General features: G+C 67.2%; 26 protein-coding genes. 18 read left to right on the plus strand and 8 right to left on the minus strand.

The window, feature by feature from the left end; genetic code table 11:
• The first annotated feature begins 175 nt into the window (after positions 1-175).
• From AC0IX4_RS11220 to AC0IX4_RS11235, 4 genes are all read left to right on the plus strand, one after another.
• Positions 176-1,405 carry a winged helix-turn-helix domain-containing protein gene (locus AC0IX4_RS11220; RefSeq protein WP_471828988.1) on the plus strand — a complete coding sequence of 410 codons (1,230 nt, stop codon included), beginning with the start codon at positions 176-178 and terminating at the stop codon, positions 1,403-1,405.
• Between the two features lie 9 nt (positions 1,406-1,414).
• A complete protein-coding gene (gene thyX, locus AC0IX4_RS11225; RefSeq protein WP_471828989.1) occupies positions 1,415-2,161 on the plus strand; it encodes an FAD-dependent thymidylate synthase in 747 nt (248 codons plus the stop codon).
• A gap of 72 nt (positions 2,162-2,233) precedes the next feature.
• Complete coding sequence (gene dapA, locus AC0IX4_RS11230) at positions 2,234-3,193, plus strand: 4-hydroxy-tetrahydrodipicolinate synthase (protein WP_471828990.1); 960 nt, start codon at positions 2,234-2,236, stop codon at positions 3,191-3,193.
• Positions 3,190-5,223: a ribonuclease J gene (locus AC0IX4_RS11235; protein ID WP_471828991.1), complete on the plus strand. Its 2,034-nt coding sequence runs from the start codon at positions 3,190-3,192 to the stop codon at positions 5,221-5,223. Before dapA ends, AC0IX4_RS11235 begins: the two co-directional genes overlap by 4 nt.
• Positions 5,224-5,263: 40 nt before the next feature.
• Here the strand turns inward: AC0IX4_RS11235 and AC0IX4_RS11240 are convergent, their stop codons facing one another.
• Positions 5,264-6,094: a sulfite exporter TauE/SafE family protein gene (locus AC0IX4_RS11240; protein ID WP_471828992.1), complete on the minus strand. Its 831-nt coding sequence runs from the start codon at positions 6,092-6,094 to the stop codon at positions 5,264-5,266.
• On the opposite strand from AC0IX4_RS11240, the gene AC0IX4_RS11245 reads away from it, so the two are divergent.
• From AC0IX4_RS11245 to AC0IX4_RS11255, 3 genes are all read left to right on the plus strand, one after another.
• The gene (locus AC0IX4_RS11245; protein ID WP_471828993.1) at positions 6,093-6,722 is read left to right on the plus strand and encodes a TIGR03085 family metal-binding protein; all 630 of its coding nucleotides are present in this window, start codon (positions 6,093-6,095) and stop codon (positions 6,720-6,722) included. The genes AC0IX4_RS11240 and AC0IX4_RS11245 overlap by 2 nt on opposite strands.
• Positions 6,723-6,792: 70 nt before the next feature.
• Positions 6,793-9,501 carry a DNA translocase FtsK gene (locus AC0IX4_RS11250; protein ID WP_471828994.1) on the plus strand — a complete coding sequence of 903 codons (2,709 nt, stop codon included), beginning with the start codon at positions 6,793-6,795 and terminating at the stop codon, positions 9,499-9,501.
• Positions 9,502-9,762: 261 nt separating this feature from the next.
• Entirely contained in the window at positions 9,763-10,869 is a 1,107-nt protein-coding gene (locus AC0IX4_RS11255; RefSeq protein WP_082042784.1) for a TerC family protein, read from the plus strand.
• Positions 10,870-10,944: 75 nt separating this feature from the next.
• Here AC0IX4_RS11255 and AC0IX4_RS11260 read toward each other — a convergent pair whose 3' ends face one another.
• The gene (locus tag AC0IX4_RS11260) at positions 10,945-11,229 is read right to left on the minus strand and encodes a YciI family protein (RefSeq protein WP_042572601.1); all 285 of its coding nucleotides are present in this window, start codon (positions 11,227-11,229) and stop codon (positions 10,945-10,947) included.
• A gap of 39 nt (positions 11,230-11,268) precedes the next feature.
• Positions 11,269-11,847: an amino-acid N-acetyltransferase gene (locus AC0IX4_RS11265; protein WP_082042785.1), complete on the minus strand. Its 579-nt coding sequence runs from the start codon at positions 11,845-11,847 to the stop codon at positions 11,269-11,271.
• A gap of 155 nt (positions 11,848-12,002) precedes the next feature.
• Between AC0IX4_RS11265 and pgsA the strand changes: the two genes are divergently transcribed.
• From pgsA to AC0IX4_RS11310, 9 genes are all read left to right on the plus strand, one after another.
• Positions 12,003-12,590 carry a CDP-diacylglycerol--glycerol-3-phosphate 3-phosphatidyltransferase gene (gene pgsA, locus AC0IX4_RS11270; protein WP_231568554.1) on the plus strand — a complete coding sequence of 196 codons (588 nt, stop codon included), beginning with the start codon at positions 12,003-12,005 and terminating at the stop codon, positions 12,588-12,590.
• 301 nt (positions 12,591-12,891) lie between these two features.
• Positions 12,892-13,254: a helix-turn-helix domain-containing protein gene (locus AC0IX4_RS11275; RefSeq protein ID WP_042572603.1), complete on the plus strand. Its 363-nt coding sequence runs from the start codon at positions 12,892-12,894 to the stop codon at positions 13,252-13,254.
• Between the two features lie 152 nt (positions 13,255-13,406).
• On the plus strand, positions 13,407-14,216 hold the full coding sequence (locus tag AC0IX4_RS11280) for a PspA/IM30 family protein (RefSeq protein ID WP_471828995.1): 810 nt from the start codon (positions 13,407-13,409) through the stop codon (positions 14,214-14,216).
• A gap of 54 nt (positions 14,217-14,270) precedes the next feature.
• On the plus strand, positions 14,271-15,074 hold the full coding sequence (gene pspM / locus AC0IX4_RS11285) for a phage shock envelope stress response protein PspM (RefSeq protein ID WP_471828996.1): 804 nt from the start codon (positions 14,271-14,273) through the stop codon (positions 15,072-15,074).
• A gap of 160 nt (positions 15,075-15,234) precedes the next feature.
• Positions 15,235-15,408: a hypothetical protein gene (locus AC0IX4_RS11290; RefSeq protein ID WP_042572718.1), complete on the plus strand. Its 174-nt coding sequence runs from the start codon at positions 15,235-15,237 to the stop codon at positions 15,406-15,408.
• A 30-nt stretch (positions 15,409-15,438) separates the two neighbouring features.
• On the plus strand, positions 15,439-16,602 hold the full coding sequence (locus AC0IX4_RS11295) for a glycosyltransferase (protein ID WP_471828997.1): 1,164 nt from the start codon (positions 15,439-15,441) through the stop codon (positions 16,600-16,602).
• 55 nt (positions 16,603-16,657) lie between these two features.
• Positions 16,658-16,852, plus strand: a complete 195-nt coding sequence (locus AC0IX4_RS11300) for a DUF3046 domain-containing protein (RefSeq protein ID WP_471828998.1) — start codon at positions 16,658-16,660, stop codon at positions 16,850-16,852.
• A gap of 150 nt (positions 16,853-17,002) precedes the next feature.
• Positions 17,003-18,052, plus strand: a complete 1,050-nt coding sequence (gene recA / locus AC0IX4_RS11305; protein ID WP_042572606.1) for a recombinase RecA — start codon at positions 17,003-17,005, stop codon at positions 18,050-18,052.
• Between the two features lie 2 nt (positions 18,053-18,054).
• Positions 18,055-18,699 (plus strand): regulatory protein RecX, encoded by a 645-nt coding sequence (locus AC0IX4_RS11310; protein ID WP_471828999.1) that lies wholly within the window; start codon positions 18,055-18,057, stop codon positions 18,697-18,699.
• A gap of 4 nt (positions 18,700-18,703) precedes the next feature.
• Here the strand turns inward: AC0IX4_RS11310 and AC0IX4_RS11315 are convergent, their stop codons facing one another.
• From AC0IX4_RS11315 to gluA, 4 genes are all read right to left on the minus strand, one after another.
• On the minus strand, positions 18,704-19,627 hold the full coding sequence (locus AC0IX4_RS11315; protein WP_082042786.1) for an amino acid ABC transporter permease: 924 nt from the start codon (positions 19,625-19,627) through the stop codon (positions 18,704-18,706).
• Complete coding sequence (locus AC0IX4_RS11320) at positions 19,624-20,304, minus strand: amino acid ABC transporter permease (RefSeq protein WP_042572608.1); 681 nt, start codon at positions 20,302-20,304, stop codon at positions 19,624-19,626. Before AC0IX4_RS11320 ends, AC0IX4_RS11315 begins: the two co-directional genes overlap by 4 nt.
• Positions 20,305-20,393: 89 nt before the next feature.
• On the minus strand, positions 20,394-21,227 hold the full coding sequence (locus AC0IX4_RS11325) for a glutamate ABC transporter substrate-binding protein (protein ID WP_042572609.1): 834 nt from the start codon (positions 21,225-21,227) through the stop codon (positions 20,394-20,396).
• A gap of 37 nt (positions 21,228-21,264) precedes the next feature.
• Positions 21,265-21,993: a glutamate ABC transporter ATP-binding protein GluA gene (gene gluA, locus AC0IX4_RS11330; protein WP_027505130.1), complete on the minus strand. Its 729-nt coding sequence runs from the start codon at positions 21,991-21,993 to the stop codon at positions 21,265-21,267.
• Between the two features lie 185 nt (positions 21,994-22,178).
• Between gluA and miaB the strand changes: the two genes are divergently transcribed.
• Positions 22,179-23,699: a tRNA (N6-isopentenyl adenosine(37)-C2)-methylthiotransferase MiaB gene (gene miaB, locus AC0IX4_RS11335; RefSeq protein ID WP_471829000.1), complete on the plus strand. Its 1,521-nt coding sequence runs from the start codon at positions 22,179-22,181 to the stop codon at positions 23,697-23,699.
• Entirely contained in the window at positions 23,687-24,268 is a 582-nt protein-coding gene (locus tag AC0IX4_RS11340; RefSeq protein ID WP_056074578.1) for an Rv2732c family membrane protein, read from the plus strand. Before miaB ends, AC0IX4_RS11340 begins: the two co-directional genes overlap by 13 nt.
• 7 nt (positions 24,269-24,275) lie before the next feature.
• Here the strand turns inward: AC0IX4_RS11340 and AC0IX4_RS11345 are convergent, their stop codons facing one another.
• Positions 24,276-25,739 (minus strand): DUF349 domain-containing protein, encoded by a 1,464-nt coding sequence (locus tag AC0IX4_RS11345; protein ID WP_471829001.1) that lies wholly within the window; start codon positions 25,737-25,739, stop codon positions 24,276-24,278.
• Between the last annotated feature and the right edge of the window lie 106 nt (positions 25,740-25,845).

Raw genomic sequence — 25,845 nt, forward strand, 5'->3', positions numbered from 1 at the left:
AGAGTATCCGTCCGGCCGGACGACCCTGCCGTTCAGCCGGTGAGTGGGCTTTCTGCTCCCCTCGCGCCCGGACACCGCGGGTTCCCGCCGATATCCGGTGTGAGAGGAGCAGAAACACCACCTGTCACGGGTACCGTCCTGACGGTGAAGACCTGCTGCGAGAGGGCCGTTCCCGATGCGTGAGCTGTCCGCCGCCGCCGCGCGTCGTACTGCCGTCGCGGCACAGGGATTTGGTCGCCCGCGGTCCGGCGCGGTGTCGGGGAGGCGAGCGGTGGCGGGTGTCGTGCGCTCGACGAAGCTCCTGCAGATCGATTCGGTGTCCGCGGCGGTGCGCGCGCACTATGCGCCGGTCTTCAGTCGGATCGGACCCTATGACCGGCAGGCACTGGACGACGCGGCGTGGACGGACACGCCGCGATCACCGCGACTGCTCGTCGAGTACTGGGCGCACGAGGCGGCGTTCCTCCCCGTCGCGGACTGGCCGCTGATGCGGTGGCGGATGGACCAGTACGAGCACGGCCGGTGGGGCGGCGCTGCCCGGGTGGCCGAGCGTAACCCCGGGCTGGTGGACGAGGTGCTGGACGCGATCCGCGACCAGGGCCCCGTGACCGCACGAGGCCTCGAGGAGTTGTTGGACCGTCGTCGACCGGGTCCGAAGGGTCCGTGGTGGGACCACAGCGACGTCAAGGTGGTGTGCGAGCAACTGTTCGCCGGCGGTGTGTTGTCCGTACCGCGGCGGGAGCGGTTCACGAGGCTGTACGACCTCTCCGAGCGAGTGCTGCCGGCCGACGTCGTGGGGCGGCGGGTGGACGAGGTGGATGCCGTCCGACAGCTCGTCGAGAAATCGGCCGAGGCGATGGGCGTCGCCACTGCGGCGGACCTGCGCGATCACTATCGCCTGTCGTCGGTGCAGACCACCCGTGCCGTCGCCGATCTGGTGGACGCGGGTGTCCTCGTGCCCGTCACGGTGACCGGCTGGCGGGATCAGGCCTACCTGCACCGCGACACCCGGGTACCGCGGTCGGTCGAGACGGCTGCTCTGCTGTGTCCGTTCGACCCGTTGATCTTCGGGCGACCCCGCACCGAGCGGCTCTTCGATTTCCACTACCGCATCGAGATCTACACGCCCGAACCGAAGAGAACGTACGGGTACTACGTCTTCCCGTTCCTGCTGAACGACGAACTCGTCGGGCGTGTGGACATCCGGGTGGACCGCGCCGCCGGAGTCCTCACCGTTCCGGGTGCCTTCTCCGAACCGTCCGTCGACGCCCGAGGAAGACGCGCCGAGGTCACGACGGCCCTCTCGGCGTCGATACGTGAGATGGCGGACTGGCTGGGTGTCGACGATGTCGTCGTCGGCGATCGGGGGGATCTCGCGTCCGATCTCGCTCGCGCGAGCGAATAGTCTTCGGGGGTGCAGAAAGCTCCGCTGTCCGTTCGGCTGATCGCCGCCACCTCGTTCGTGCCGCCACCGGACGTGCCGTGGGAGACCGACGCCGACGGGGGACAGGCCCTGGTCGAATTCGCCGGCCGTGCCTGCTACCAGAGCTGGTCGAAGCCCAATCCGCGCACCGCGACCAACGCCGGGTACCTCAACCATCTGCTGGCCGTCGGCAACTACTCGGTGCTCGAACATGCTTCGGCCAGCGTCTACGTCACCGGTATCTCCCGCTCGTGCAGTCACGAACTGATCCGGCACCGGCACTTCTCGTTCTCGCAGCTCTCGCAACGGTCGGTGTCCGAACGTGACGCGCGGATGGTCGTTCCCCCGGCTCTCGAAGCCGACCCGACGCTGAGTGACTTGTTCCAGAATGCGACCGACAGTTCCCGTGCCGCGTACGACGCGTTGTTGACCGCGCTGGAGAAGGTGAGCGGTCCCGACGCGCCCGCCGTCGTGGCGGGCAAGCAAGCGCGTCAGGCTGCGCGGTCCGTGCTTCCCAACGCCGTCGAGACGCGTCTGGTGATGACGGGCAACTACCGCTCCTGGCGGCATTTCGTCGTCATGAGGGCGTCCGAGCACGCCGATCTCGAGATCCGTCGCCTCGCGGTCGAGTGCTTGCGACGCCTGAAGGATGTCGCTCCCGACGTCTTCGCGGACTTCGAGATCGAGACTCTGCCCGACGGCACCGAAGTGGCGCGGAGCTCGTACCCCGGAGAATGACGGCGCGCCCGACGAGTCGGCAGCGTCGTGGGGGTCCGGCGGTCCGAATCGGACCGGGTAACCTTCCTGACCATGACCATCGGTGACACCGCGAGGACTGTCGGCACTGCGGAGACTGTCGACCCCGCACGGCAGAAGCAGACGGCGACGGCGCCCTCGCCGTTCGGAGCGGTGTCCGTCGCGATGGTGACTCCGTTCACCCCGGACGGCGCACTCGATATCGACACCTCGGTGTCCTTGGCGTCGCACCTCGTGTCGAGTGGCTGCGACAGCCTCGTCATCTCCGGCACGACGGGTGAATCGCCCACCACCACCGATCGCGAGAAGGCGGACCTCCTGCGTGCGGTCGTCGCGGCCGTGGGGGACAGGGCCCGCATCGTGGCCGGCGCCGGCACCAACGACACCGCGCACAGCATCCAGCTCGCTCGGGCCGCCGCGGATGCGGGCGCTCACGGCCTCCTCGTCGTGACCCCGTACTACTCACGCCCACCCCAGGCCGGCCTGTACGCCCACTTCGTCGCCGTCGCGGACGCCACTGATCTGCCGGTGATGCTCTACGACATTCCGCCCCGCTCCGTCGTTCCCATCGAGACGGAAACGCTGCGCCGCTTGGCGGAGCACCGCAACATCCTGGCCGTCAAGGACGCCAAGGGCGATCTCGCCGCGGGCGCCGAGCTGATCGCGTCCACCGGCCTCGAGTACTTCTCCGGCGACGACCCCCTCAACCTCCCGTGGTTGTCCGTGGGCGCCGTCGGATTCGTCAGCGTCATCGGCCATCTCGTGCCGGGCAAGCTGCGCGACCTTCATGCCGCCTGGACCGCCGGCGACATCGCCGCCGCGCAGGCCATCAACGTCAGCCTGCTTCCGATCGTGCGCTCGTTCGCCCGACTCGGCGGCGTCACGGGTTCCAAAGCGGGCCTGCGCCTGCTGGGCATCGACGTCGGCGACCCCCGTCTTCCGCAAGTTCCACCGTCCACCGATCAGATCGATGCTCTCGCAGCCGATCTCCACCGTGCAGGAGTTCTCACATGACCCGTCCGCCCAGGCGGCGCAGTGCCACACGCAGCGCCGGACCTCCCGTCGAGGCGCCTCCCGAGGCACCGAAGGCACCCAAGACTCCGCCCCCCGTAGCCGACGCCCCCGCGTCGCCCGCGACACGAGCCGAGAAGGCACCGCAGACCGACCGCGCCCCGAAGTCCGACGCCCCCAAGGGCCGTCAGTCCGGCGGCGGTAACCAGTCGGGCGGCGGTAACCAGTCCGGCGGTGGCAACCAGTCCGGTGGCCGCGGTGGACGCGGGCCTCGCTCACGGCCTCCGCGCACCCCGCAGAGCTCGTCGGCGATCCAGCGACCCGACGCCCGCACCGCCGTCGACAAGACGCAGCGCCTCGGCGCTCCGCCGAAGGCGCCGAAGAACGGCCTCCGCGTCGTCGCACTCGGCGGTATCGGCGAGATCGGTCGCAACATGACCGTCTTCGAGTTCCAGGGCAAGCTGCTCATCGTCGACTGCGGCGTGCTGTTCCCCGAGGACGCCCAGCCCGGCGTCGACCTGATCCTCCCGGACTTCCGCCACATCGAGAACCGGATGGACGACGTCGTCGCCCTGGTTCTCACGCACGGCCACGAGGACCACATCGGTGCCGTGCCGTTCCTGCTCCGCCTGCGCCCCGACATCCCGGTCATCGGGTCGAAGTTCACGCTCGCGCTGCTCGCTGCGAAATGCCGTGAGCACCGCCAGAAGCCGAAGCTGGTCGAGGTCCGCGAGGGCGAGAGCACCGACCACGGACCGTTCGAGCTCGAGTACTTCGCGGTCAACCACTCGATCCCCGATGCGCTCGCCGTCGCGATCCGTACCGACGCCGGCGTCGTGCTGCACACCGGCGACATCAAGCTCGATCAGCTGCCGCTCGACGGTCGCCTGACCGACCTCGGAGGCTTCTCGCGTCTGGGCGACGAGGGCGTCGACCTGTTCCTGGTCGACTCCACCAACGCCGAGGTGCCGGGGTTCGTCACACCCGAGCGCGAGATCGGCGGAGTCCTCGACACCGTCATCGGCAAGGCGAAGAACCGCGTCATCGTGGCGTCGTTCGCCAGCCATGTCCACCGCATCCAGCAGGTCATCGACGTCGCGCACCGCTACAACCGCAAGGTCGCGTTCGTCGGTCGCTCGATGGTGCGCAACATGGCCATCGCGCAGGAGCTCGGCTACCTGACCGTCCCGTCCGGTGTCGAGGTCGACATGGACACCGCGACGAAGCTCGCGGACGACAAGCTGGTGCTCGTGTCCACGGGTTCGCAGGGTGAGCCGCTGTCGGCTCTGTCCCGCATGGCCCGCGGTGAGCACCGTCAGATCAACATCCGCGCCGACGATCTCGTCGTCCTGGCGTCCTCGCTCATTCCCGGCAACGAGAACTCCGTGTTCGCCGTCGTCAACGGGCTGGCCAAGCGTGGCGCCAAGGTGGTCACGCAGCAGAGTGCCAAGGTGCACGTGTCCGGCCACGCGTCGGCGGGCGAGCTCCTCTACCTCTACAACGCGGTGCGTCCGACCAATGCGATGCCCGTCCACGGCGAGTGGCGGCACCTGCGTGCCAATGCCGCCCTTGCGATCTCCACCGGTGTCCCGGAGGAGCGCGTCGTGCTGGCCGAGGACGGCGTCGTCGTCGACATGGTCGACGGTCTCGCCGAAATCGTCGGTCAGGTGCCGGTCGGACACGTCTACGTCGACGGTTTGTCCGTCGGTGACGTGGGCGACTCGACTCTGTCGGATCGACTGGTTCTGGGTGAGGGCGGCTTCATCGCCATCACGATGGCCATCGACAGCGCGACCGGTCGCTCGGTGGGTACCCCCGAGGTGTCGGGTCGCGGGTTCTCCGACGACCCCGGCGCGCTCGAGGAGGCTGCGAAGCTGGTCGAGGCGGAAGTTGTGCGCCTCGCCAACGACGGTGTCCGGGACACGCATCGCGTCGCACAGTCCGTGCGTCGCATCGTCGGTCGCTGGGTCGCGGACAAGTACCGACGCAAGCCGATGATCGTGCCCACCGTCATCGAGGTCAATCAAGGCTGATCCACCCGTTGACGCGGCCTCCGAATCATCGGAGGCCGCGTCAGGCGAGCAGGTTGTACAGGCCGATCAGGCCCAGTGCGACGATGCACAGACGCAGTACTCCCGGTGAGAGTCGACGGCCGTACCGCGCACCGACGGCGCCGCCGACCAACGAGCTCACGGCGATCAATCCGACTGCGGCCCAACTGATCCGGTCCGACGCGAAGATGATGAACGACGCCGCGGCGACGATGTTGACGACGAGCGACAGAACGTTCTTGGCGGCATTCATCCGCTGGATGTTCTCCGGCAGCAGGGCGCCCATGACGCCCATCAGCAGAATTCCCTGTGCGGCGGTGAAGTATCCGCCGTAGACGCCGACCGCGAACGTGCCGATGACCAGCAGAACGAATCGGCCGCGGCCGAGCCCCGCCGACGACTCGGACGTCTCGGACGTCTCCGAGGACGACCGCTTCTGGGCCCAGGCCTGGATACGGGGTCCGGTGACGACGAGAACCAGCGCCAGGACGAGCAGGACGGGAACGACTGCGGTGAACGTCTTCTCGGGCAGATGCTGGAGGAGCCACGCACCCAGCAGTCCACCGAGCAGGGATCCGGGGAGCTGCCAGCGCAGGCGCGGCCACTGTCCTCGCAGTTCTCGGCGATAACCCCAGGCGCCCGACGCGCTGCCCGCGACGAGGCCGATGGCATTGCTCATGGTCGCCGTGACCGGCGGGTACCCGAAGGCGATGAGGGTGGGGAACGTGATCAGCGTTCCCGATCCGACGATGGCATTGATGCCTCCCGCGGCGAAGCCCGCCAGCAGGATGAGCAGTATTTCGGTCACGGGCACACCGGCGACCGTACGACAGACGCTAGATTCGTATCTCATGAGCCTCGCACACGACGAACGTCTGGACCTCGCGGACACCATGGCGGAGGTCGGACCGGATGCCCCGACACTGTGCGGCGACTGGACGGTGCGCGATCTGGCGGCGCACCTCGTCATCCGCGAACGACGGCTCGACGCCGCGCCGGGCATCTTCCTGCCGCCGTTGGCCGGGTACACACGCAAGGTCCAGGACGGTGTCGCCGCGGGGGAGTGGGTGTCGCTGGTGGACGACGTCCGCACCGGTCCTCCCGTGTGGTCCCCGTACAAGTTGCTCGACGCGCAGGTGAACCTGGGCGAGATGTTCGTCCACCACGAGGACATCAGGCGCGCCGGCACCGCGGCGCCGAGCCCTCGGGAGCTGAGCCCCGAGATGCAGAGTGCGCTGTGGGGTCTGCTGGGATTGCTCGGCCGCATCGCCTACCGGAGCGCTCCGGTCAGGGTCGCGGTCGAGACCCTGGACGGTCGGCGCCGAGCGTTCGGCAAGAAGTCGGCATCGCGGACCGTGACGCTCCGGGGCGAACCGGCCGAACTGGTGCTCCATGCCTTCGGGCGGGACGCGGTCGTGCTGGAGTTCGACGGTGAAGCGGAGGACATCGCGTCGGTGAAGGGTCTCGACCGAGGCGTGTGACACCGACGCACGCTCTTGTTACTGGTGTTGCGGATGGTCCTGATGGTGTCGACCGACTAGCCTGACGGTCATGGCAGGCAAGACGAGTACGCGCGCGTCCCGATCCGGGAGTACCGGATCGACCAGGGCAGGCACAGGCAAGAGCAGTGCCACGTCGACAGGACGCGGGCGGACGGTCACCACGCCGCGCAAGCCCACCGCACCACGGCAGTCCGGTGCCCGGCAGTCGGCTCCTCGCACCTCGTCGGGGACGCGGGCGCGGCCCGCCGCCAAGCGATCGTCCGTCTCGCCGGGCATGGCCGCGCTGAACTCGGTGGGTCGCGGTATCGGCAAGGGCTGGTCACTCGCTGCCCGCGGAGTCGGAGCCACCACGCGCACCGTCGGCAAAGCAGCCGACATCGAGCACGGACACCGTCGGGACGGGCTCGCGCTGGGCGCTCTCGCCGTGAGCGTCGTCGTCGCGGCCGGACTGTGGTTCTCCGCGGGTGGGCCCGTCGGAGAGTGGATCGAGATCGGGCTGCGTGCCGTGGTCGGCAGTGCGGCCGTCGTTCTGCCCCTGCTCGGTATCGCCGTCGCCGTGGCGCTGATGCGCACCGAGCCCAAGCCGGACACCCGGCCACGTCTCGTACTCGGTTCCGTCCTCGTCGGACTTCCCATGCTCGGGTTGTGGCATCTGGGCGCAGGATCTCCCGACGACGCCACCGGACGCGCGTCGGGCGGTGGTTTCGTCGGATTCGTCGTCGGTGGACCTCTCAGCAGTGGTGTCACGGTGTGGTTGGCGGTGCCGCTGCTGCTCCTCGCAATCCTGTTCGGAGTCCTGCTTCTCACCGGTACGACAGTCCGCGACATCCCCGCGCGGCTGCGGACGCTGTTCGGCACTCGCGACCGCGGTGACGAGTACGGCGAGTACGACGCTCGCTATGACGAGGGTTACGACGACGAGTTCGCACCCGACGGCTACGACCGGTCCTACGACTCCTACGGTTCGGACGACAGCCGGGACGACTACGACCCGGCGCTGTTCGACGCCGACGGATACCCGGTGGACGAGAAGCCGAAGACTCGGCGCCGTCGAGGTGCTGCTCCGGTCGATCCCGACGCTGCCTATCCGGTCGACGAGCCGACCGAGTACGTTCCCGTGGCGCCGCCTGCTGCGAAGGCGAAGCCCGTACCGGCCCCGACACCCCCTCCGGCCCCGAAGCCGAAACCCGCACCGGTCGTCGCGGCCACGCCGCCGAAGCCCGCGGACGAGGACAAGCTGGTCGTCGACCGGGTCGTCGACGGCGACTACGTCCTTCCGTCGCTGTCGCTGCTCATCGCCGGGGATCCGCCCAAGACTCGGAGCCAGGCCAACGACACGATGATCGAGGCCATCTCCGAGGTTCTCGAGCAGTTCAAGATCGACGCGGCCGTCACCGGGTTCACCCGTGGACCCACGGTCACCCGGTACGAGGTCGAGCTCGGCCCCGGCGTCAAGGTCGAGAAGATCACCGCCCTGGCGCGCAACATCGCCTACGCCGTGGCCACCGACAACGTCCGACTCCTCGCCCCGATCCCCGGCAAGTCGGCCGTGGGCATCGAGGTGCCCAACTCGGACCGCGAGATGGTGCGCCTGGCGGACGTGCTGACCGCGTCGTCGACGCGCAAGGATCATCACCCCCTGGTCATCGGCCTCGGCAAGGACATCGAGGGCAACTTCGTCAGTGCGAACCTGGCGAAGATGCCGCACCTGCTGGTCGCCGGCTCGACGGGCTCGGGTAAGTCGAGCTTCGTCAACTCGATGCTCGTGTCGCTGTTGGCGCGCGCGACCCCGGAAGAGGTCAGGATGATCCTGATCGACCCGAAGATGGTGGAGCTCACGCCGTACGAGGGCATTCCGCACCTCATCACCCCGATCATCACGCAGCCCAAGAAGGCCGCCGCGGCCCTGGCGTGGTTGGTCGAGGAGATGGAGCAGCGCTACCAGGACATGCAGGCCAATCGGGTTCGGCATGTCGACGACTTCAACAAGAAGGTGAAGTCGGGGGAGATCACCGCACCGCTCGGCAGTGAGCGTGTCTACAAGCCCTACCCGTACATCCTCGCGATCGTCGACGAGCTCGCCGACCTGATGATGACGGCGCCTCGCGACGTCGAGGAAGCGATCGTGCGGATCACGCAGAAGGCCCGCGCGGCCGGTATCCACCTGGTTCTGGCGACGCAGCGACCGTCGGTCGACGTGGTGACGGGCCTGATCAAGACCAACGTGCCCTCGCGCCTGGCGTTCGCGACGTCGTCGCTGACCGACTCGCGCGTGATCCTGGATCAGCAGGGCGCCGAGAAGCTGATCGGCATGGGTGACGCGTTGTTCCTGCCGATGGGCGCCGGCAAGCCCACCCGTCTGCAGGGTGCGTTCATCACCGACGAGGAGATCACGGCCGTCGTCGACTTCGCCAAGAACCAGGCGGAGCCGGAGTACCAGGAGGGTGTGACCGCGCAGAAGGCCGCGGAGAAGAAGGACGTCGACGCCGACATCGGCGACGATCTCGACGTGCTACTCCAGGCTGTCGAGCTGGTGGTCACCAGCCAGTTCGGGTCGACGTCGATGTTGCAGCGCAAGCTGCGGGTGGGTTTCGCGAAGGCCGGCCGTCTGATGGACCTGATGGAGACCCGAGGCGTCGTCGGGCCCAGCGAGGGATCGAAGGCTCGTGATGTTCTGGTCAAGCCGGACGAGCTGGACGGCTTGTTGTGGTCGATCAAGGGCGGAGATCCTGCCGAATCGGACAACCCGGACGAATGATTGTGGTCTGATGTGAATTGACTCTCAGACTGCCTGAGTTTTACCTGTGCATTACCTTCAGGGGGCGCAAATCGCTGCTCGGCTGTGGCACTCTTGTCCACAGGAGGGGAGTATCCCCAGCTTGCGAAGGACCCGTCAGCACGATCGAGCCCTGCCTCGATCCGGGTCATCGGCAGTATCGACGGTCACGAGACATCACCGTTCGACACTGTGGGAGAGACCTCCGGAGCCCAACCATGGACTACCGGAGGTAGTTGCTACATGAATGTCTCACCCACAGTCTGGATCGTCACCATCGTGGTGATTCTCGGACTTTTCGTCTTCGACTTCTTCGCTCACGTGAAGACGCCCCACGAGCCCACCTTCAAGGAATCGGCGACGTGGTCCGTCGTCTACATCACGATCGCCATCATCTTCGGCGGCATCGTGTTCTGGCAGTACGGCGCAACCTTCGGCGGTGAGTACTTCGCCGGGTACGTCACCGAGAAGGCGCTCAGCGTCGACAACCTGTTCGTCTTCCTCATCATCATGACGACGTTCGCCGTGCCGCGTCAGTACCAGCAGAAGGTGCTGCTCATCGGCATCGTGATGGCACTCGTCATGCGCGGTGGCTTCATCGCCCTCGGTGCCGCGGCCATCAACAACTTCAGCTGGGTCTTCTACCTCTTCGGTGCATTCCTCATCTACACGGCCTACAAGCTCATCAAGGAAGCCGGGGAAGAGGAGGAGAACGAGGTCCAGCAGGACACCAAGATCATGAAGTTCGCCAAGAAGATCCTCCCCACCACGGACGAGTACCACGGTGATCGTCTGACGGTGAAGATCGACGGCAAGCGCGTGGTCACCCCGATGCTGCTGGCCCTGGTCGTCATCGGCTTCACCGACATCCTGTTCGCGCTCGACTCGATCCCGGCCATCTACGGCCTGACCACCGAGCCTTACATCGTCTTCACCGCCAACGCGTTCGCACTGATGGGTCTGCGTCAGCTGTACTTCCTCATCGGCGGACTGCTCGATCGCCTGGTGTACCTGTCCTACGGTCTGTCGCTGGTCCTCGCGTTCATCGGTGTGAAGCTGGTGCTGCACGCCCTGCACGAGAACGAGCTCGGCTTCATCAACGGCGGCGAGAACCTGAAGGTGCCCGAGATCAGCACCGGCCTCTCGCTCAGTGTCATCATGGGCATCCTGATCGTCACCACCGTGGCCAGCCTGCTCAAGACCCGCGGCGATGCGAAGCCCGCGGCGAAGGGCGACGAGACCGGAAGCCCGGTCCTCGGCGACGACGACACCACGGCCGCCTCGACCGGCACCACGTCGACCGGCACCACGTCGACCGGTGTCACGGACACCGAGCGCGACTCGCGCTGATCCGTCCCACACGACGACAGCCCGGCACCGAGAGGTGCCGGGCTGTTCGCGTATCCGGTGGGTGCGGGGCTCGGGTCACTCCGCGAGGACGCCCATCACCGGCTTCCACTCCTGGATCGCCACGGCGTCGACGAGCTTCTCCACCGCGAACGGGTCCTCGGCGAACAGCGTGCCCACCTGGTCCGCGCTCTCACCCTTGACGATGATGGTGGCGCCGCTGTCGTCCGCGTACGGCCCCGCCACCACCACGACGTCGCGAGCGAGCAGATCCCGCAGCCAGTCGCGGTGCTCGGCACGGACGCGGTCGCGTCCCTCGGCAGTGGCCGACGAGTACGTGTAGTTGACGAGGAAGTGGGCCATCGATGTTCTCCTGCGGTGTGTGATCGGGTGGTGGGGGAACTAGAGCGTGAGCAGCATGCGGGTGTTGCCGAGGGTGTTCGGTTTGACGTAACTGAGGTCGAGGAATTCCGCGACACCGGTGTCGTAGGACCGGCACATCTCCGCGTACACCTCGGCCGTGACCGGAGTGCCGTCGATCTCGGAGAATCCGTGGCGTGCGAAGAACGGAACCTCGAAGGTGAGGACGAAGATCCGGGACAGCTGGAGTTCGCGCGCGACGTCGACCAAGGTCGACACGATGAGGTGGCCGACTCCGTGTCCCTTGACCGACGGGTCCACCGCGACGGTGCGGATCTCGCCGAGGTCCGCCCACAGCACGTGCAGCGCGCCGCACCCGGCGACGACACCGTCGACCTCGGCGACCCAGAACTCCTGGACCGCCTCGTAGAGGGTCACCAGGTTCTTCTCGAGCAGGATGCGACCGGCGTAGATGTCGATCAGCCGTTTGATCTCCGGGATGTCGGAGGTGCGCGCTCGACGCAGGTGTACGCGATCGGTGGCCGCTGCAGGGGCGTCGCTGACGTCGTCGTGGTCGTGCGCCGCCCGTGAGTCCGTGTCCGGATCGAGGTCGGAAGTCATGGGGTGAACAGTAGTCATCGGACGTACCGATATTGTGACCGTGTGTCGCGCGCCGGTTACTCACATCACGCCTCCCGAGCGGACGCGTCGACGTGAGCGCGCAGTACGACGTCGGTCGTGGTCCTGGTGACGCGTCGGCTCCCGGTGCAGATGCCGTGGTCGGGTCCAGCCCGGTGGGTGCGGCCCCGCTGCTCAATATCGCCAACGTTCTGACCGTGCTGAGGATCGCGCTCGTCCCGGTGTTCCTGTGGGCGCTGTTCGCCGACGGAGGCCACGACACGCGGTGGCGGTTGGCCGCCTTCGGAATCTTCGTCGTCGCGGCGATCACCGACCGCGTCGACGGTCAGCTGGCGCGTAAGCACGGGTTGGTCACCGAGTTCGGCAAGATGGCCGATCCCATCGCGGACAAGGCGCTCATCGGTGCTGCTCTCGTCGGTCTCTCGCTGTTGGGCGACCTGCCCTGGTGGATCACCGTGGTCATCGCTGTCCGCGAGATCGGGATCACACTCCTACGGTTCGCGGTGCTGCGGCACGGCGTCATCCCTGCCGGTCGCGGCGGCAAACTCAAGACGTTGGTGCAGAGTGTCGCGATCGGCATCATCGTGCTGCCGCTTCCCGACGCGGTGATGCCGGCCGCGATGGTCGTCATGATCGTGGCCGTGGTGCTCACGGTCGTGACCGGGCTCGACTATCTCGTGCAGGCCGCGCGTCCCCGTGTCCGGTCGACTCACGACGGCCGATGACCGATCCGCTGTCGCGGGTCCGAATCCCATGACGACGCGGATGTGGGAACCGTTCGTACCGGGGTACACGATCCGAACGACTCGGGGCGGCCGTGTCGGACGTCCTACGGCGCGTGCGGGTCGGGCGAGCGGGTTAGGGTGCTTCCACCGGTGACGGTGAGGGAATCTCTTTCCGTCGCGGGAACCGATCGGGTCCGCTCGGCGTTGTAGTCACTGATGGAACAGCACGTCTCGAAGGAACAGCACGTCTGGATGGCACGACACGTCCCGACACGTTGGGACACGATGAAGGAGGGGCCACATGGCGCTGCTTTTGCGTGAGGCACTCGGCGACAGTCTTCGCCGCACGCGGGTCGCTCAGAGCCGCACGCTGCGTGAGGTCTCCCATACCGCCCGGGTGAGCCTCGGTTATCTGTCGGAGGTCGAACGCGGCCGCAAGGAGGCGTCGAGCGAACTGCTCAACGCGATCTGTGACGCGCTCGCGGTTCCTCTGTCGACCGTTCTGTTCGACGTGAGCGAGTCGCTGACCGACACGATGGCGGGATCTGCAGGTGCAGTGGACGCCGCACCGGCGCGCGACGCCGCCTCGCCTGCCACCCACATCTCCGACGACACTCGTGTGGTCATTCCGGCTCCGAGCGCTCGGGCACTGGCCGCAGCCTGATCGGATATGCCGTACCGGTCGGACTGTCCGGTTCGATAGAGCACCATTACGGGTACCGAGTACAGACACACTCTCTCGACACGAACTACCGGCGGTGACGGTCGCCAGCCGGGTCGCGTAGGCGGCGTATCTCATGGAGGCAGGAAGAACCGATGGCCAATCCTTTCGTCAAGGGCTGGAAGTATCTGATGGCTCTGTTCAACTCGAAGATCGACGAGAAGGCGGACCCCCAGGTCCAGATCCAGCAGGCCATCGAGGATGCGCAGCGCCAGCACCAGGCTCTGTCGCAGCAGGCCGCCTCCGTCATCGGAAACCAGCGTCAGCTCGAGATGAAGCTCAGCCGCCAGCTCGACGAGGTGGAGAAGCTGAACGCCAACGCGCGTCAGGCCGTCACCCTCGCCGATCAGGCCAACGCGGCAGCCGACGTCGAGAAGGCCACCCAGTACACCAATGCCGCCGAGGCATTCGCCGCCCAGCTCGTCACGGCCGAGCAGAGCGTCGAGGACCTCAAGGTGCTCCACGACCAGGCGCTCCAGGCCGCGACGCAGGCCAAGAAGGCTGTCGAGCAGAACGCGATGACGCTGCAGGCGAAGGTCGCCGAGCGCACCAAGCTCCTCAGTCAGCTCGAGCAGGCCAAGATGCAGGAGCGCGTCAGCGAGTCGCTGCGGTCGATGGATTCCACGCTGTCCGCGCCGGGCAACACGCCCAGCCTCGACGCTGTCCGGGACAAGATCGAGCGCCGGTACGCCAACGCGCTCGGGTCCGCCGAGCTCGCTCAGAACTCGGTCCAGGGCCGCATGATGGAAGTGCAGCAGGCCAGCGTACAGATGGCGGGTCACAGCCGTCTCGAGCAGATCCGCGCCTCGATGAAGGGCGACTCGCTGACCTCCGGCGACACCGCGTCCCTGCAGAAGAACGCCGCGCCCTCCCATGCGATCCCCGAACCTCCTCAGGCCAACTGAGTCGGCTGTCGGGGCCGATCAGCCATGTCAGGGCACCGTTTCCAGCATCCGTGGGTGACGCAGGCTGCCGACGCTGCGTCCTCCCGGGTCGCCCGTTCGGGTTCTCGTGGTGCCCGTGCGCTCGGTGCGATCGAGTCCACGCGTCCCATCCTCGACGCGGCTCGGTCATGGAACGACCCGCGTCGTAAAGCGGAACGCAAGCGTCGCCGGGTACGTCGACGAGCACGAATCTTCGGCGCTGCCTCGGGCTCGACCGGTGTCGCGACCATGACGGTGGCGGCGACGTCCGCCCCGGACTGGCTGATCGTGGGCGGTACGGGCACCACTGTTCTTCTCGGGATACCGGCGGTGGCTGCCGTGGCGGCCTACCGACGGCTTCGAACCACTCCGCTTCCCCCGTCGGCGCCGGCGCGTCGTGCGTTGCCACCGGTCGGGTCGGCCGCTCGCGCACCGGTCGAACGCCTTGCCGCGTCGGAGCGAAGCCTGCACGAACTTCTCGGGATCCTCACCCGGTCGGGTGTGGTCGCAGCCGAGGACGTCGACGACACCGCACGTATCGCGGCGGCGGCCTCGGCGTCGCTCACCGCCGTGGCCCACGACATCGTTGCGATGGAACGAGCCGCGGTGGGCAGTACCGGCGCTGCCGTCCACCTGTCGACGTCCATATCGTCCACGGCCGCGAGGTTGGCCGACGGCGTGCAGCAGTACGACGGCCTGGTCGCCGCTGCCGCCCTTCTCACGACGCCCGGTGCATCGGGGTCGCTGTCCGCCCTCGACTCGCGCCGCGACGCCTTGCAGTTCGCCTCGGACCGCCTCGAGGGTTGGGCCTACGGCCTCGAGCGTCTCCAGCGCCCCTGACCTCACCCTGAGCCGTCTCGGGGTGCACCCTGGTATCGACCCTGAAGTTGTTGCCGGAAGCGTGTTTTCGACGATCTGCTCTGGCACTGTCGGAATCACCGGTGCACGGTCGGCGAGAACGCCGAGACGTCGTGACACCGTCGTCGATCAGGAGAAGCCCATGTTCTGGAAAGTTCTCGGAGTCATCATCGCGGTGTGGATCGCCGTCATCGTCCTCGGCGCGATCGTCAAGGCACTGTTCCCGCTGCTGGCCCTCGCTGTCGTCGGCACCGCCGCATATTTCCTCTTTCGCGCCATCTCCGGTGACCGGGACTCTGCGAAGTCCACCTTCTGACGTCCCGCAGCCCTGACATAGGGTCGTGCGATGCGAGTGGCGGTAGTGGCAGGACCTGACGCCGGGCATGCGTTTCCCGCCATCGCCCTCGCCCGGGCACTGGCCGTCGCAGGTGACGACGCGGTGGTCTACACCGGCCGCCGCTGGCTCGACGCAGCGCGCGACGCGGGTGTCGACACCCGGTTGTTGCCCGGACTCGAGCCACGGCCCGAGGACGACGATGCGGACGCCGGACGGCGCATCCACGAACGCGCTGCGTACATGTCGACCCAGCTCCTGCCCGTCCTGTCCGACCTGGGACCGGACCTCGTCGTCTCGGACATCCTGACCGCCGGAGGGTCGCTGGCCGCGGAACGCCTCGGGGTGCCGTGGGTCGAACTGGCCCCGCACCCGCTCTATCGACCGTCTCGGTCGCTGCCCCCGATCGGGAGTGGACTGGCGCCCGGCACCGGGATCCGCGGGAGGTTGCGCGACACGGTCATGCGCGCCTTGACCGCTCGATCGGTGCGGGCAGGGCTCGAGCAGCGTTCACGGGCGCGGGAATCGGTGGGACTCCCGTCCGTCGATCCGGGTCCGGCTCGGCGACTCGTGGCCACGATCCCGGCTCTCGAGGTGCCGCGTGTCGACTGGCCGGCGGAAGCGCACGTCGTCGGGCCGTTGCTGTGGGAGCCCACGTCGGCGGTCCTGGAACCCCCCGTCGGGGACGACCCACTGGTGATGCTGGCGCCGTCGACGGCTGCGACGGGCGCCGTCTCGATGATGGACGCCACCTTGGATGCGCTGGCCCGGTCACGAGAGACCGGTGCACCACGCCGCCTGGCGATCAGCACGGTCGACGACGTGCCCGCAGACCTGCCACCGTGGGCCGTCGGCGGCCTGGGACGGCAGGACGAACTGCTGCGTCATGCGTCCGTCGTCGTGTGCGGCGGAGGTCACGGCATGCTGGCCAAAGCGCTGCTCGCGGGTGTGCCCGTCGTGGTGGTTCCGGGCGGCGGAGACCAATGGGAGTTGGCCAACCGGGCGGCACGTCAGGGGAGTGCCGTCATCGTGCGGCCGGTGTCGGCGGATGCGATATCGGACGCCGTGCGGACCGTGCTGAGTGATCCGGCCTACGCCGCGGCGGCCACGAGGGCGGCCGACGGTGCACGGGCAGTGGACGACCCGGTCGCGGTCTGTCGAGGAATCTTCGCCTGATTCCCCGACAGGCGGCCGGATACGGCCGTGGGAGATGTCCGGTTACGGTGGACAGGTGCGCCTGACCGACTTCCACGAACGAATCGCCCAGCAGTTCGGAACGGTGACCGGCGACTCGATGCTGGTCGACCATCTCCTGCTGAGCCTAAGCAACCGCACCGCCGCACAGGCCATCGAGGACGGCGAGGATCCACGCGATGTCTGGCGCGCTCTGTGCGCAGAATTCGACGTGCCGCGCTCTCTCTGGTGACCGCGCGGCGTGTCGCCCACTCTCGAACACCTGTTCGCTTATAGTCGACCCGGAGACGAGGAGAATCGCCGCGGCGGTTCTTGTCGGTACCCCCCTCTACCTTGGCGGCAGACAAGCAGGGGACAAGAACTTTTCGAGAAGGAGACCATCATGGCTGCAGCTGCATACGATCGGGACAAGGCGCTCGATCTCGCGCTCGCGCAGATCGACAAGAACTTCGGCAAGGGATCGGTCATGCGCCTCGGCGACGAGGCCCGTGTGCCCATCGCCGTCATTCCCACGGGCTCCATCGCGCTGGATGTCGCTCTCGGCATCGGTGGGCTCCCGCGTGGACGCATCGTCGAGGTCTACGGCCCGGAATCGTCGGGTAAGACCACCGTCGCGCTGCATGCCGTCGCGAACGCGCAGGCTGCCGGCGGAATCGCCGCCTTCATCGACGCCGAGCACGCGCTCGATCCCGACTACGCCGCCAAGCTGGGCGTCGACACCGACGCGCTGCTGGTGTCCCAGCCCGACACCGGTGAGCAGGCTCTCGAGATCGCGGACATGCTGATCCGCTCCGGTGCCATCGACATCCTGGTGGTCGACTCCGTGGCCGCCCTGGTTCCCCGCGCCGAGATCGAGGGCGAGATGGGTGACAGCCACGTCGGTCTGCAGGCCCGCCTCATGAGCCAGGCGCTGCGCAAGATCACCGGTGCCATCAGCTCGTCCGGCACGACGGTGATCTTCATCAACCAGCTGCGCGAGAAGATCGGCGTCATGTTCGGCTCGCCCGAAACCACCACGGGCGGTAAGGCTCTCAAGTTCTACGCCTCCGTTCGCCTCGACATCCGTCGCATCGAGACGCTGAAGGACGGCACGGACGCAGTCGGTAACCGCACACGCGTCAAGGTGGTCAAGAACAAGGTGTCGCCGCCGTTCAAGCAGGCCGAGTTCGACATCCTGTACGGCAAGGGCATCAGCAAGGAAGGCTCGCTCATCGACATGGGTGTCGAGCACGGCTTCGTGCGCAAGTCCGGCTCGTGGTTCACCTACGAGGGTGATCAGCTGGGCCAGGGCAAGGAGAACGCTCGCAAGTTCCTGCTCGAGAACACCGATATCCGCGACGAGATCGAGAAGAAGATCAAGGAGAAGCTCGGCATCGGCGCCGACGTCCGTTCCACCGACGAGGCTGCCGCAGCAGCTCCGGTCGAATTCTGACAGTGAACGGCAGGGAGTCGTCGGACTCACGTGAACCGGGCGCCCGACGACAGTCGGGCGCCCGGTCCCGTTCCGGAGAGCGGTCGAGGAAGCCCGCGGAGCAGCCGGGCGGCGGCACCGCCGTCCAGGCCAAGGATGCGGCGCTCCGTCTGCTCACCGATCGTGCGCGGAGCCGCGCCGAACTCGAGCAGCGTCTGACCGCGAAGGGTTTCACCGAGGACATCATCGCCTCGGTGCTCGATCGACTGACCGAGATCAAGCTGGTCGACGATCGCGACTTCGCGCATCAATGGGTGCAGTCACGGCACACGTATTCGGGACGCGGCAAGCAGGCGTTGCGCACCGAACTCCGAACCAAGGGAATCGAACCCGGTATCGCCGCCGAAGCGCTGGACACCATCGAGCCGGAGGACGAGCGCGAGCGCGCCCGCGACCTGGTGGTCAAGAAGCTGCGGGCTCCGGCTCTGCGGTCCAGTCTCGGCGACGACATCGAGGACCCGCGGGAACGCCGTGCACAGCGGGACAAAGTGGTTCGCAAGCTCGTGTCGATGTTGGCGCGCCGAGGCTTCGCCCAGGGAATGGCGTTCGAGGTGGTCAAGAACGAACTCGAGGCCCTCGGAAACGATTCCGAAGGCCTCGAGTACTAGAACGTCAGATCGTCGCGCCACCCATGGCGGCGCCCTGATCGACAGGTACCGGACTCTTCTTCGCCCGGCGTAGTCGCTTCTCGACCTTCGTGGCGAGGTAGGTCAACAACGAGTTCAGGATGATCATGATGATCGCGACGATGATCAGCGCCGGCAGGAAGTTGCCGTAGAAGGCACCGACCTGCTGACCCGACCGGACCACCTCGACGTAGCCGATGATGTACCCGAGCGCCGAGTCCTTCAACGCCACCACCATCTGCGAGATGATCGCCGGCAACATCGCCGTGACCGCCTGTGGAAGCAGGATCATGCGCATGATCTGCCCCTTGCGCAGACCGATCGCCATGGCGGCCTCGGTCTGCCCCTTGGGCAGCGACTTGATGCCGGAGCGCACGATCTCCGCGATCACGGAACCGTTGTAGAGCGTCAAGCCGGTCACCACTGCAGCCAGAGCGAGGTAGCGGGACTTGAACACCTGGTACTCGGCGAAGAACTGGTACAGGAAGATCATCAGGATCAGCACCGGGATGGCGCGGAACAACTCGACGAAGAATCCCGCGACCAGTCGCACCGGCCGGTGGTCGGACAGGCGCGCGATGCCCAGGACGGCGCCGAGGATCAGTGCGAACACGATGGACAGGAACGCGGCGATCAGCGTCCCCTGGATGCCGGGGATCAGATATGTCGTCCAGGTCGAGGACTCGGTGAAGGGGCTCCACTTCTCCGACGTCAACTGGCCCTTCTCGTCCAGCTTCGCGTAGATCACGTAGGCGACCAGCAACACCAGGACCGCTACCACCGCGGAGATGATGTGGTTGCGGACCTTCGCGCGGGGACCGGGCGCGTCGTACAGAACGGTCGCGCGTTCGGCCGAGGCCACCTTCTTGGGGGGAGCCTCCGTACTCAGAGGTGCGTTCGCTGTGGTCATCGGGCAACCGCCAATCGCTTACCGAGGTAGCCGAAGAAAAGGCCGGTGGGGAAGGTCAGGATGACGAAGCCGAGGGCGAAGATGCCGCCGACGACGAAGATCGCCGCCTCGTTCTCGATCATCTCCTTCATCAGGATCGCCGCTTCGAGCACGCCGATCGCCGCGGCGACCGTCGTGTTCTTCGTCAGAGCGATCAGCACGCTGCCGAGGGGTCCGATGACTGCCCGGAACGCCTGAGGCAGCACGATGAAACGCAGGTTCTGCGAGAACGTCAGACCGAGCGACCGTCCGGCCTCCGCCTGCCCGACGTTCACGGTGTTGATGCCGGACCGCAGCGATTCGCACACGAACGATGCCGTGTAGATGCTCAAGCCGAGGACGGCGAGTCGGAAGTTGTTGTCCGCCTGCCCCGTCGGCGACGCCTGATCCGCCAGCGAGATGCCGAGGGTCTGGTAGAGCCCGAACGCGCAGAACAGCAGGATCAGCGTGAGGGGGGTGTTGCGGAAGATGGTGACGTAGGTGGCACCGATCCATCGTGCGACGGGAACGGGGGAGACCCGCATCGCCGCGAGCAGGGTGCCGAGGACGAGAGAACCGACGGCGGAGAGCACCGTCAGCTTGATCGTCATCCAGAACGCGTCGAGGAGGTCGGGCGCGTAGTCACTCAGTATGTCCACCGGTGACTCCTTCCGAGAGCGGTGACGAGTCGAACGGGCGGTTCACCGGTGTGAACCGCCCGTTCGGGTCTCGAGGAAAGAGAAGAGAATCAGTAGCGATCGACGGTCGGGGTTGCCGGCAGCGGGTAGCCGGACGGTCCGACGGTGTCCTCGAACGCCTTCTGCCACGAGCCGTCGTCGATCATGGCCTGGATGGCGTCGTTGATCTTGGTGCGCGTCTCGTCGTCGCCCTTGGCCAGGCCGATGCCGTAGCGCTCCTCGGTGAACGGCTCGCCGACCACCTTGAGCTCACCGGGGTACTGCGCTGCGTAACCGGCGAGAATGATGTCGTCGGTCGTGACCGCATCCACGGCGCCGTTGCGCAGAGCCTCGACGCAGGCGGAGTAGGTGTCGAATTCCTGGAGCTGGACGTCCTGCGCGTACTGGTCCTTGACCTTCTGCGCGGGGGTGGATCCGGACACCGAGCACAGGCGCTTGCCGCCGCTGAGCGACTCGGGGCCGGTGATGTCGGTGTTGGCGTCGGCGACGAGGAGCGACTGTCCGGCGACGAAGTACGGTCCGGCGAAGTCCACCTTCTCCTTACGGGCATCGGTGATCGAGTAGGTCGCGACGACGTAGTCGACCTCGCCGTTCTCGATCAACGTCTCGCGCTGGGCGGACGGCGACTCCTTGAACGTGATGTTCTCGGGCGTCACGCCGAGCTTGCCGGCGACGTACTTGGCCACCTCGACGTCGAAGCCGGTGAACGAGCCGTCCGGGGTGCGCAGACCCAGACCCGGCTGATCGAACTTGATGCCGACGGTCAGCTTGCCGCTCTCGGCGCTGGACGATGCGCTGGTGGCCTCGTCGCCACCACACGCGGTGGCGGCGAAGGCGAGCGCGAGTGCGGCGACGCCGACACGGGCGGTGCGGGTGATTCTCATCGAGATCCTCCAGAAGTTGTGACGAGCAGGTGGGAGATCAGTGACTCAGGATCTTGCCGAGGAAGTCCTTGGCGCGATCGGACTTCGGTGTGGTGAAGAAGGTTTCGGGATCGGTGTCCTCGACGATCTGACCGTCGGCCATGAAGATGACACGGTCGCCGGCGCGGCGGGCGAAGCCCATCTCGTGGGTCACCACGACCATGGTCATTCCCTCCTTGGCCAGCGAGGTCATGACGTCGAGCACCTCGTTGACCATCTCGGGGTCGAGGGCGGACGTCGGCTCGTCGAAGAGCATGACCTTGGGATTCATCGCGAGGGCACGAGCGATGGCGACGCGCTGCTGCTGGCCGCCGGAGAGCTGTGCGGGGTACTTGTCCGCCTGGTTGGCGATGCCGACGCGCTCGAGCAGACGCTGCGCGGTCTTCTCGGCCTCGTCCTTCTTCATCTTGCGGACCTTCGTCGGTCCGAGCATGACGTTCTCTCGAATCGTCTTGTGCGCGAAGAGGTTGAAGGACTGGAACACCATTCCGACGTCGGCACGCAAGGCGGCGAGCGACTTGCCCTCGGAGGGGAGGGCCTTGCCGTCGACCTCGATGGTGCCCTCGTCGACGGGCTCGAGCCGGTTGATGGTGCGGCACAACGTCGATTTACCCGACCCGGAGGGGCCGAGGACGATGACGACCTGGCCGCTGGGAACGTCGAGTTCGATGTCCTTGAGGACGTGCAGATCACCGAAGTGCTTCTGCACGCCGTGCATCGCGATCATGGGGGCAGACGATGCTGTGGACGAGCGATGTTCGCGCTCGCCGTCAGGGTGGGTCATGGCGATGACCCTAGAGGTAGTTTCCACCGCCATCGCTCGTTTCGGTCGCGGGACCGCAGATATGTAATGGAAACTTTACTCGGACCGCTCGGTCGGGCCAGGTGAGCTGCCGCCGTACCCTGGAGGTCGTGGACACGATCGACCTCGTTACTCGGCGCACCTACGACGTGCGCACCTACGGCTGCCAGATGAACGTGCACGACTCCGAACGACTGTCCGGGCTCCTGGAGGAAGCGGGCTACTCGAAGGCTCCCTCCGGTACGGCGCCCGATCTCGTCGTCTTCAACACGTGCGCCGTGCGCGAGAACGCGGACAACAAGCTCTACGGCAACCTCGGTCAGCTGCGGCCCGCCAAGGACGACAACCCGGACATGCAGATCGCCGTGGGTGGATGCCTCGCGCAGAAGGACCGCGACACGGTGGTGAAGAAGGCGCCGTGGGTGGATGTCGTGTTCGGCACGCACAACATCGGCTCCCTCCCGGCACTGCTGGATCGGGCGCGACACAACCAGCGCGCCGAGGTCGAGATCCTGGAGTCGCTCGAGGCGTTCCCGTCGACGCTCCCGGCGAAGCGCGACTCCGCCTACTCGGGGTGGGTGTCCATCTCCGTGGGGTGCAACAACACGTGCACGTTCTGCATCGTGCCCGCGCTGCGCGGTAAGGAAGTGGACCGCCGGCCGGGCGACATCCTCGCCGAGGTGCAGGCACTGGTCGACGAGGGCGTCCTCGAGGTGACCCTCCTCGGCCAGAACGTCAACGCCTACGGGGCGTCGTTCGCCGATCCGGAGCAGCCGCGTGACCGTGGAGCCTTCGCCTCTCTGCTGCGTGCATGCGGAGAGATCGACGGGCTCGAACGCGTCCGCTTCACCTCGCCGCACCCGGCCGAGTTCACCGACGACGTGATCGAGGCCATGGCGTCGACACACAACGTCTGCCCGACGCTTCACATGCCGCTGCAGTCGGGTTCCGATCGCATTCTTCGGGCGATGAAGCGCTCGTACCGCAAGGAGAAGTTCCTCGGCATCATCGAGCGTGTCCGCACCGCGATTCCGCACGCGTCGCTCACCACCGATATCATCGTCGGCTTCCCGGGCGAGACCGAAGAGGACTTCCAGGAGACCCTGGATGTGGTGCGCCGCGCCCGCTTCAGCAGCGCGTACACGTTCCAGTACTCCAAGCGTCCCGGAACCCCCGCCGCCGACATGGCCGATCAGGTGCCCAAAGCCGTCGTGCAGGAACGCTACGAACGGCTCGCCGCATTGCAGGAGGAGATCTCCCACGAGGAGAACCGCCGCGTCGTGGGCACCGAGGTGGAGCTGCTCGTCGCCGACGGCGCCGGCCGGAAGAATGCGGCCACCGAGCGGATGAGCGGTCGGACCCGAGACGGTCGGCTCGTCCACTTCCTTCCGACCGGAGCCGTCGACAGGTCGATCCGTCCCGGAGACATCGTCGTCACGACCGTGACCGACGCCAAGCCGTACCACCTCGTGGCGGATGTACCCGTGCGTGTCCACCGCCGCACCACGGCGGGAGATCGCCACGAAGCGGGCACCATGCCCAAGACAGCACCGGTCGGAGTCGGGTTGGGGTTGCCGTCCATCGGCGCGCCCGCGGCCGAGCCGGTCACGACGATGGGATGTTCACTGTGAGTACCGATCCGACAGTCGGGTCCGATACGGCCGCCGCGGAGAAGAAGATCTCCGGGCGCATCGATCCCGGCGTCCGCGCGGTCGTCGTGGCCGTCGTCGTGCTGTTGCTGCTGCTGTCCTTCGCCCTGCCGCACACCGGAGCCGCGAACGCGTGGGACGTACTCGTCCACGACGACGATGCGGTCGCCGAGTCGGTGGCGCTGCCCTCACGCATCTTCGTGTGGCTGACCCTAGTCTTCGCGGTCGGCTTCTCCGCTCTGGCGCTGGTCACGCAGCGATGGGCGCTGGCCTGGGTAGCGCTCTACGGCTCGGGAGTCGCCACGGTGCTCGGTGTTCTCGCCATCTGGTCACGGCAGACGGTGCCGGCCACGGTGGTCGGTGCCGGACCCGGAATCGGCCTGGTGCTGGGCTGGCTGCTCGTCATCGTGCTCGCGTTCCACTGGTTCAAGGTGGTGTGGAACCGGTCCAACGCTCAGTGGGCTGCTGCGGCTGCGCGACGTGACGCCGCCGTCATGGACGACGCGCGGCGCGAGAACGTGCTGGACACGTCCCGGCGCCGCGCCGACTGATCGTCCGTCAGAGTTCGCCGAGTGCGCCCTCTGCGGCGTCCGCCCATTCCTGCCACTGGCGAGCCTGGGCGCGAGCCTTCTCGGCGTCCTTCGCCTTGCCCGCTGCCTCCGCCTTCTGGGCTTGCTCCTCGAACTGCGCTACGCGCTCCTTGAACTGAGCTGCGCGGGCCATCGCCTCGGGATCGGTGCGCCGCCATTCCGAGTCCGCGGCGTCGCGCACACGCTTCTCGATCGCCCGCAGCTTGCCCTCGAGGTCGTGCATCTTCTCGCGCGGGACCTTGCCGATGGCGTCCCACTTGTCCTGCAGGGTGCGCAGAGCGGCCTTCGCGGCGTCCATGTCCTTGGCCGGATCGATGTGCCCGGACTCCGCGAGCAGTCGCTCCTTCGCCTCGGCGTTGGCCTCGAATTCGGCGTTCTGCTCGGACTGAGCTGCGTTGCGCGCAGCGAAGAAGACATCCTGTGCGCCCTTGAACTTCTGCCACAGCGTGTCGTCGGCGTCGCGCGGCGCACGTCCGGCCGCCTTCCACTCCGTCAACAGATCGCGGAACACCTGCGCCGTACCCACCCAGTCGGTGGACGACGACAACTCCTCGGCCTTGGCGACGAGTTCTTCCTTGCGCACCTTCGCGGAGCCACGCTCGCGATCGAGATCCGCGAAGTGCGCACCGCGACGGCGATTGAACGCTTCGCGGGCCTTCGAGTACCTCTTCCACAGGACGTCGTCGACCTTGCGGTCGACGCCGCGGATGGTCTTCCACTCCTCGAGGATCAGGCGCAGTCGATCTCCGGCGGCCTTCCACTGCGTGGACTCGTTGCCGATCGTCTCGGCCTCCGCCGCGAGAGCCTCCTTGCGCGCGGTCGACTCGGTGCGCTCGGTGTCCTTGCGCTTGCGGTGCTCCACGGCGACGAGGTCGGCGTGCTCGATGACTGCCTGCAGCCGAGCCGCCAAGGCATCGATGTCGCCGATCACCGCGGCCGTGGGCAACGTCTCGGCCAACGACACCGCGGCCGACTTGGTCTTCTTGGCATCGCCCGCGCCGGACGTGAGCCGCGCTTCGAGCAGAGCTACCTCGGTGGCGAGGTCGTCGTATCGCCGACCGAAGTGAGCGAGGCCCTCCGCGGCGTCGCCGGCCTGCCACGACCCGACGGTGCGCTCGCCGTCCGCGGTGCGGACCCACGCCGAGCCGTCCTCGTCGACGCGGCCCCACTTCGCCGGGTCGGTCACGACGGGGGTGACGACGGGATGCGGCGCGTGGTGTGCGGGCACGTGAGGGGTGGGGTGAGACGGAGACGACTCGGTGCCGGAGGACCCGGAGCCCGACGAGTCCGCTGCCGGTTCGGTGCGGGGCGTCGCGGGTCGGGGTGCACCACCGGGGCGGGGTCCCGGTCGCGGGCCGGGCCTGGGCGCGGTCGACGGCGTCGCGCCCGTGGTGTCGGGCGTTCCGGACTCGGGTGAATTCGTGTCGGTCATGGTGTTCTCCGTCTCTGCCGCGCGTCACGGCTGCCTGATACGCATGTCATCGGATGGCCGGCGAAGACCTCCGACGAGGTCGGCGGCGTGTCGACTCGCCCCCATT

The organism is Rhodococcus sp. AC861, assembly GCF_979256035.1.

What these genes read in the sequence shown, in the direction of transcription:
- AC0IX4_RS11220 (WP_471828988.1), top strand. Translation starts at nt 176, where the DNA reads ATGCGTGAGCTGTCCGCCGCCGCCGCGCGTCGTACTGCCGTCGCGGCA.
- dapA (WP_471828990.1), top strand. Translation starts at nt 2,234, where the DNA reads ATGACCATCGGTGACACCGCGAGGACTGTCGGCACTGCGGAGACTGTC.
- AC0IX4_RS11235 (WP_471828991.1), top strand. Translation starts at nt 3,190, where the DNA reads ATGACCCGTCCGCCCAGGCGGCGCAGTGCCACACGCAGCGCCGGACCT.
- AC0IX4_RS11245 (WP_471828993.1), top strand. Translation starts at nt 6,093, where the DNA reads ATGAGCCTCGCACACGACGAACGTCTGGACCTCGCGGACACCATGGCG.
- AC0IX4_RS11240 (WP_471828992.1), bottom strand. Translation starts at nt 6,094, where the DNA reads ATGAGATACGAATCTAGCGTCTGTCGTACGGTCGCCGGTGTGCCCGTG.
- AC0IX4_RS11250 (WP_471828994.1), top strand. Translation starts at nt 6,793, where the DNA reads ATGGCAGGCAAGACGAGTACGCGCGCGTCCCGATCCGGGAGTACCGGA.
- AC0IX4_RS11255 (WP_082042784.1), top strand. Translation starts at nt 9,763, where the DNA reads ATGAATGTCTCACCCACAGTCTGGATCGTCACCATCGTGGTGATTCTC.
- AC0IX4_RS11260 (WP_042572601.1), bottom strand. Translation starts at nt 11,229, where the DNA reads ATGGCCCACTTCCTCGTCAACTACACGTACTCGTCGGCCACTGCCGAG.
- AC0IX4_RS11265 (WP_082042785.1), bottom strand. Translation starts at nt 11,847, where the DNA reads ATGACTTCCGACCTCGATCCGGACACGGACTCACGGGCGGCGCACGAC.
- AC0IX4_RS11275 (WP_042572603.1), top strand. Translation starts at nt 12,892, where the DNA reads ATGGCGCTGCTTTTGCGTGAGGCACTCGGCGACAGTCTTCGCCGCACG.
- AC0IX4_RS11280 (WP_471828995.1), top strand. Translation starts at nt 13,407, where the DNA reads ATGGCCAATCCTTTCGTCAAGGGCTGGAAGTATCTGATGGCTCTGTTC.
- AC0IX4_RS11290 (WP_042572718.1), top strand. Translation starts at nt 15,235, where the DNA reads ATGTTCTGGAAAGTTCTCGGAGTCATCATCGCGGTGTGGATCGCCGTC.
- AC0IX4_RS11295 (WP_471828997.1), top strand. Translation starts at nt 15,439, where the DNA reads ATGCGAGTGGCGGTAGTGGCAGGACCTGACGCCGGGCATGCGTTTCCC.
- recA (WP_042572606.1), top strand. Translation starts at nt 17,003, where the DNA reads ATGGCTGCAGCTGCATACGATCGGGACAAGGCGCTCGATCTCGCGCTC.
- AC0IX4_RS11315 (WP_082042786.1), bottom strand. Translation starts at nt 19,627, where the DNA reads ATGACCACAGCGAACGCACCTCTGAGTACGGAGGCTCCCCCCAAGAAG.
- AC0IX4_RS11325 (WP_042572609.1), bottom strand. Translation starts at nt 21,227, where the DNA reads ATGAGAATCACCCGCACCGCCCGTGTCGGCGTCGCCGCACTCGCGCTC.
- gluA (WP_027505130.1), bottom strand. Translation starts at nt 21,993, where the DNA reads ATGATCGCGATGCACGGCGTGCAGAAGCACTTCGGTGATCTGCACGTC.
- AC0IX4_RS11340 (WP_056074578.1), top strand. Translation starts at nt 23,687, where the DNA reads ATGTTCACTGTGAGTACCGATCCGACAGTCGGGTCCGATACGGCCGCC.
- AC0IX4_RS11345 (WP_471829001.1), bottom strand. Translation starts at nt 25,739, where the DNA reads ATGACCGACACGAATTCACCCGAGTCCGGAACGCCCGACACCACGGGC.